Here is a 6,385-nt window from a genome sequence, read left to right as displayed (position 1 = left end):
TACAAAGATCATGAAGAGGCCATTGAGAAAACACAGAACAGCGCGACCTCACAGGTCACTTTTGGTTTGCCCGGGATCCCTTTTTTCTATCCCCCACGGACTTGGATCAGCCACTGGGATCTGTAAGAAGAATTAAGAAGAATAGAAAGGGTTGGTCCTCTAGAGAGGAGGTTGTGGGGCTTTGCCAGCTTCTGGAGGAGGGATCACCAAGGTAGCGCTCAAAACCAAATGCCCACAGTAGGGACAATTCTGGCCCTGATATTCCGGGGGTAGGTAGTGAGGGTTTTCCAGGCGGCTGCACTTAACCTTGAGGGCGTCCAAAGTGCCGCGGCTGAGGAGATCCCCCTGATCCTTCCTGGCCACTTCTATAGACTTCACCCTCAGCACAATGTGCCCCAACTGAATTTGGCTATTGGCCTCAAGCGCAGGCTCCTCCTGAATCATTTTTCGGCCATTCACCCAGACAGGGTTGGGCTGCTTAGGAGGCAAACGATCCCGAGTTAAGTTGCGAATGTGAAAGTTTAAGGTTTTGGGATCAAAATAAAGCCCGGCGTGAACTCCTGAGACCGAGCGAGTTGGGTCATTGAGCACCACATCACAGCTGGGATCCCGTCCAATGGTAACCAGCTTGGAGGGAACAGGCGAAACCGTTTGCGATCGGCGCCGGTCGGCCTCGGTCCATTCTAAAGTGAGTTGACACACAATCCCATTCTCCACCGTTCAGCGCCTCCATTCCCTAGATCGGCTTCAGCATATCCAAAGGTCAGCTTGGGGAAAGCAGAAGATGTCTTTTTCGTCAAAATTGTTATCTTTTTGGATAACTATAACCTACTCCCCTGACCAAAGGCTTGCGCTGATCCGGATCACCTGAGTTGGGATCTCCGAGTTACATTCCTGCTGGAGACCGTGCCCAAACGCTCCGCGCCGCTTCCGCGACCACCCTCAGCTCCTCTTCCAGAGGGAGAGGGGAGCCAGACGGAAAGGTTTCATTCATGATGTTTAGACCATGATGTTTAGAGTGACTACATACTCGACTTTATCCCCACCCGATTTGAAGCAACAAAACTCGATCTCCTCAGGAACGGCGAGGCCGTTCAAGTTTGACCGAGGTGGCCTGATCCCTTGGCCGGAAGCCTCAGAAATCCACCTGAGAGATAGGGCCTAGAGTGAGTTTTGAGTTTCTGGGGATCCTGCAAGACTAGTATCCTCTGTGTCTTTATCCAAACCGTTTTCAAAGCACTCCGGTAAATGGGAAACTGCCGCTGCCCAGCCGCTCCTGCCGATCGAACACACTGATGGTGAGCTGATGGGATCCCGTTTGAGTGAGGGTAAAGCGATTCTGGGTCAGGGTCAGCCCTGTAACGGTGCAGGTGGTCGCCCCAACGAAGCAGCCGGGCAACTGAGCAGCATCAAAAGCTCCCAGGGTTACGAAATTGCCCAGTGGGGTGGTGACGGAAGCCAAAAAGGCGTTGGAACCCCGGATCCCGGCAGGGGCCTCTACCCGGAAAGACACCACAAAGGTTGGAGTTTGCCCCACCAAGACGGTGCGCGGAGAGAGATCAGTAATGGTGAGGGATGGAGCAGGTATGGGAGGCGGCAGGGGCAGAAGATCGCTGCTGCCGGTCGTGCCCCCACACCCCACCAGAACACTGCTCAGCAGCACCAGCAATGGGATCCGTTCATGCCTTCGCTGCATGGTTTTCCTCCACTCCAAAAGGTCTTCTTTTTTTGAGCTTATTGTCTAGAGTTTGTCTCCACCAAGCCAGCGGGCGGAAAGGAGAGAACCTGGCGAGAAGCAGCCTGGAATCCTTCGTCTATTCCCCTTGCAAAAGGTTTTGGCAAGCTGTGGCAATGGCCCAGTCCTCTTGGGCTGAGATCACCAGAACCCGCACCGGAGCATCCGAAGTGCTGATATCGCAGTTGCGGGGGGATCCGGCATTCAAAACCGGGTCGATCTGGATCCCTAAAAAACCCAGATCTGCACAGGTTGCTGCCCGCACCGGTGCTGAGTTTTCCCCAATCCCCCCAGAGAACACCAGCGCATCCAGCCGATCTAAGCTCATGAGCATTGCCCCAATCTGGCTGCGCAGACGGTGAACAAACAGCTCAAAAGCCAGCTCCGCCCGGGCATGGCCTGCCTCCATTGCCTCCAACACAACCCGCATATCGCTGCTCAGGCCGGAAACGCCCTTCAACCCCGATTCTCGGTTCAAGATCCGATCCAGTTCATCCACACTCATGCCCTGGCGCAACTGATGGATCAAAATGCCCGGATCCACTGACCCCGACCGGGATCCCATCATCAAGCCCTCCAGGGGGGTGTAGCCCATGGTGGTGTCCACACTTCTGCCCCCGCGAATGGCCGCCAACGAGCAGCCGTTGCCCAGGTGACAAGTGATCAGCCGCAACTCCTCCAGGGGTCGGTTCAAGATCTCGGCAGCGCGACGGGCGCAATGCTCGTGGTTGATGCCATGAAACCCGTAGCGGCGGATCCCTTGTTCAGCCCAAGCGTAGGGAAGGGGGTAAAGGGCTGCGGCCAGAGGCATTTGCTGGTGGAAGGCGGTGTCGAAAACGGCCACCTGAGGGATCCCCGGCAACAGTTGCCTTAGCAGACGGATGCCAGCCAGCGCAGCAGGGTTGTGGGCTGGGGCCAAGGGGATCAATTGCTCAATCGCCCTCTCCACCTCTGGCGTAATTAAGGTGGGCTGCCGGTACAGGGATCCCCCATGCACCACCCGATGGCCGACGCCGCCGATCTCAGCCGCCTGGGAGAGCAGGGATCCCTCCCCTTGCCAGAGGCTTTGAAACAGCGGGGCCAATTGGCCGATCCCCCTCTCAGGTGAAACGGAGGGAAAAGGTTCCCACCCACCGCCTCGCCGACGAGTCTGGATGAGGGCCTCCCCCGGCTTGTAGGTGAAATCCACCTGGGCTTGCCAGATGGGCGTGGCCTCCACCCTTCCCTCAACCGTCAGAAATAGGGAGGATTTGAGGCTGCTGGAACCGGCATTGACGACCAGAATATTCACAGCGTGTCTTCGTTGGCCTTCGCACTGCTGGGCTTAAGGCCTATAGCCCGCTTGCTTGAACAGAGCGGTTGACTACCCTGCCGCTAAGGATGACCATAGCATTAAAGCCCTCCTGCAGCTTCCTGAGGCCAAGGCGAACTGCGTAGCGGTAGGACGGAGCTTTAGACCCAATTTTTTGGGTAATCTGTTCCCCTACTTCTGTTGCCCTCCATCCCACTGGACTAACGCTGCTTATGCCCAGAGTCATCGTCACAGATCCCATCGATCAGGCGGGGATCGACATTCTCTCCCAAGTCGCTCAGGTGGATGTGCAAACTCAGCTCACCCCAGAGCAGTTGATCGCGGTCATCCCCAACTACGATGCCATCATGGTGCGCTCCGGTACACGGGTTACCCGAGAGGTGATCGAGGCGGGGACGAACTTGAAGATCATCGGGCGGGCGGGCGTTGGCGTTGACAACATCGATGTGCCTGCCGCAACCAAAGCCGGGATCCTGGTGGTCAACTCCCCAGAGGGCAACACCATTGCCGCTGCCGAGCACGCCATTGCCTTAATGATGGCCCTCTCCCGCCACATACCTGATGCCAATGCCTCTCTGAAGTCGGGCCTGTGGAATCGGCAAGAGTTTGTCGGCGTAGAAGTCTACAAAAAAACGCTGGGGATTGTCGGATTGGGTCGGATTGGATCCCATGTGGCCCAGATTGCCAAGGCGATGGGGATGAAGCTGCTGGCCTATGACCCCTATCTATCCGTGGAGCGGGCAGAGCAACTGGGGGTACGCCTGGTGGACTTCACAACTTTGGTCCAGGAATCGGACTACATCACCTTGCACGTTCCCAAAACCCCTGAAACCACCAACCTGTTCAACGCCGAAACCTTTCGCATGATGAAGCCGACCGCTCGCCTGATCAACTGCGCCCGCGGCGGTTTGGTGGATGAACAAGCCCTGTACGAAGCCCTGAAATCCGGCCAAATTGCCGGAGCGGCTTTGGATGTATTTGCCAATGAGCCCCTGAAGGACTCCCCGCTGTTTTCCCTGGGCAAAGAAGTCCTGCTCACTCCCCACTTGGGGGCCTCCACCGAAGAAGCCCAAGTGAATGTGGCCATTGATGTGGCCGAGCAGATCCGCGATGTGTTGCTGGGGCTGCCGGCCCGCTCTGCCGTGAACATCCCCGGCCTACAGGCAGAGGTGCTGCAAAACCTCAGACCCTACCTGGACTTGGCCGAAACCCTAGGCAACTTGGTTGGCCAATTGGCGGGGGATCGCGTCAACCAGTTGGAGATCCGCCTGCAGGGAGATCTGGCGGAAAAAGATGGTCAGCCGATCGTCATTGCCGCCCTCAAAGGGCTTTTGACGCTGGCGCTGCGGGAGCGGGTCAACTACGTCAACGCCTCCATTGAGGCCAAAGAACGGGGCATCCGGGTGGTGGAAACCCGAGATCCCTCCTTGAAAGATTATTCCGGATCCCTGACGTTGATTGCCCACGGCCCCAATGGGATCCGCTCGGTTTCGGGGGCGTTGATTGGGGAGCGAGAGGTGCGGATTACCCAGATCGACGAGTTCCCGGTGAATGTGCCCCCTTCCGCCAACATGCTGATGACCCTGCACCGGGATATGCCGGGAATCATCGGACGGATTGGCACCCTGCTGGGAGCCTACAATGTCAACATCGCCAGCATGCAGGTGGGGCGCAAGATCATCCGCGGCGATGCAGTCATGGTGCTCAGCTTGGACGATCCCCTGCCGGATGGGATCCTGGAAGAGGTGCTCAAGCAGCCGGGCATCCGTGACGCTTTTGTAGTGAACCTCTAGAATTGTTGATCCCTAGAAAAAATCCCAAATCTCACCTACCCTGGCAAGACGGAGTCTTTGCTTGAACCAGAGCAACTTGTCCCTAACCCTGTCCCAGATCCCAGACTGGGATTGGCCGGCCTTTCTGGAGTCCCTGGGCCATTTTGGTGTGGATCTCAGTCTGGAACGCATGCAAGTCTTGCTGCAGCGTCTAGGACAGCCCCAAGCTGGGATCCCGGCCATCCACGTAGCCGGCACCAACGGCAAAGGATCTGTCTGTGCCTGGGTCAGCCACGTGTTGTGGGCGGCAGGCTATCGTGTGGGCCGCTACACCTCTCCCCATTTGGTGGACTGGCGGGAACGGATTTGGCTGAACGGGGAATACATTTCCGCCAACGACTGGAGCCAAGCGCTGGCCCAGGTGCGAGACTGCCTACAAACCTATGCCCCTGACGAGGCTTCTCCCACCCAGTTTGAGGTTATCACCGCTGCCGCTTGGCTGTACTTCCGCCGGCAAAAGGTGGATGTGGCAGTGATAGAAGTGGGCCTGGGGGGGCGGCTGGATGCTACCAATGCCGGGATCGAGCCAGTGGTAACGGCTATCACCTCCATCGGCTGGGATCATTGGCAGCGCTTGGGCAACAGCCTTCCCCAAATTGCCTCTGAAAAGGCGGGTATTCTCAAGCCAGGGATCCCGGCAGTGTGCGCACCCCAAACTCCAGAGGTCACAGCAGTTATCCAAGCCAAGGCAGAGCAGTTGCAAAGCCCCCTGAGGGTGGTCGACCCTCTACAATGGTCAGAGCCTCAAACCGCCCAATGGCGAGGGCAGCTCCTCACCCTGCCCCTCAGCGGCGATGTACAACTCACCAATGCGGCAGTAGCTCTTGCCGTTGTAGAAACCCTACAGCAACAGGGCTGGCGGATCCCTGATGCCACTGTAGAAAAAGGATTTGCCATCACCCGTTGGCCGGGGCGCTTACAGCGGGTGCAGATTGGATCCCGTCAGTTGCTGATGGACGGAGCCCACAACTTGCCCGCTGCCCAGGCTCTCCGTCGCTATCTGGATGAGCATCAACCTGGCCCCCTCACCTGGTATATGGGCATCCTCACCACCAAAGATGTCCAGGGCATTCTCAGCACCCTGCTGCGGCCGGGAGATTGCTTTTTTGCCCTGCCAATTGCCGGCCACTCTGGGACGGATCCCGAGCAACTTGCTCAGCTAGCCCAGACTCTGCAGCCTCATCTCGCCTCGGCACGGGCACTGCCCAATCTCTCCGCTCTTCGGGCTCAGTTGCTCAAGCCGAAAAACCTCACTGAGCCACCAGCTGTAATCTGCGGATCCCTGTACCTATTGGGCCAGGTGATGCAGGAATGTTTGGGATGGGATCTAGCCTGTTGAACTGACAGGTGAAACCTTATGCAAAACCTGAGCTCCTCTCTTATAAAGAGAGAGGAGCTATGAACAAAAACTAGCTCTCAACCACTATCACTTGATCAAGATACTCCCCTACTGATTGGGTTAGGGTGGTGGGCCTGGCACCGAGCTAGGTTGCCAGCAGGTCGCCC

General features: G+C 57.4%; 5 protein-coding genes. 2 read left to right on the top strand and 3 right to left on the bottom strand.

What is annotated here, in order from left to right; translation table 11 throughout:
• Positions 1-159: 159 nt before the first annotated feature.
• The 3 genes from NW820_RS02800 to NW820_RS02790 form a co-directional block, all read right to left on the bottom strand.
• Positions 160-702 (bottom strand): FHA domain-containing protein, encoded by a 543-nt coding sequence (locus tag NW820_RS02800; RefSeq protein ID WP_414406633.1) that lies wholly within the window; start codon positions 700-702, stop codon positions 160-162.
• A 529-nt stretch (positions 703-1,231) separates the two neighbouring features.
• Positions 1,232-1,696, bottom strand: a complete 465-nt coding sequence (locus NW820_RS02795) for a hypothetical protein (RefSeq protein ID WP_414332256.1) — start codon at positions 1,694-1,696, stop codon at positions 1,232-1,234.
• 118 nt (positions 1,697-1,814) lie between these two features.
• On the bottom strand, positions 1,815-3,026 hold the full coding sequence (locus NW820_RS02790; RefSeq protein WP_414406632.1) for an acetate kinase: 1,212 nt from the start codon (positions 3,024-3,026) through the stop codon (positions 1,815-1,817).
• Positions 3,027-3,259: 233 nt separating this feature from the next.
• Between NW820_RS02790 and serA the strand changes: the two genes are divergently transcribed.
• Together serA and NW820_RS02780 are read left to right on the top strand one after the other, a co-directional pair.
• On the top strand, positions 3,260-4,840 hold the full coding sequence (gene serA, locus NW820_RS02785) for a phosphoglycerate dehydrogenase (protein ID WP_414332254.1): 1,581 nt from the start codon (positions 3,260-3,262) through the stop codon (positions 4,838-4,840).
• 61 nt (positions 4,841-4,901) lie between these two features.
• The gene (locus NW820_RS02780) at positions 4,902-6,218 is read left to right on the top strand and encodes a bifunctional folylpolyglutamate synthase/dihydrofolate synthase (RefSeq protein ID WP_414406631.1); all 1,317 of its coding nucleotides are present in this window, start codon (positions 4,902-4,904) and stop codon (positions 6,216-6,218) included.
• Positions 6,219-6,385 lie beyond the last annotated feature (167 nt).

The sequence above is a fragment of the Synechococcus sp. R55.7 genome, from assembly GCF_047461955.1.
GTDB lineage: Bacteria > Cyanobacteriota > Cyanobacteriia > Thermostichales > Thermostichaceae > Thermostichus.
This window is presented reverse-complemented; position numbering and strand designations above follow the sequence as displayed.

Excerpts from the sequence above, each read along its gene's own strand:
- NW820_RS02795 (WP_414332256.1), bottom strand. The coding sequence starts at position 1,696 with ATGCAGCGAAGGCATGAACGGATCCCATTGCTGGTGCTGCTGAGCAGT.
- serA (WP_414332254.1), top strand. The coding sequence starts at position 3,260 with ATGCCCAGAGTCATCGTCACAGATCCCATCGATCAGGCGGGGATCGAC.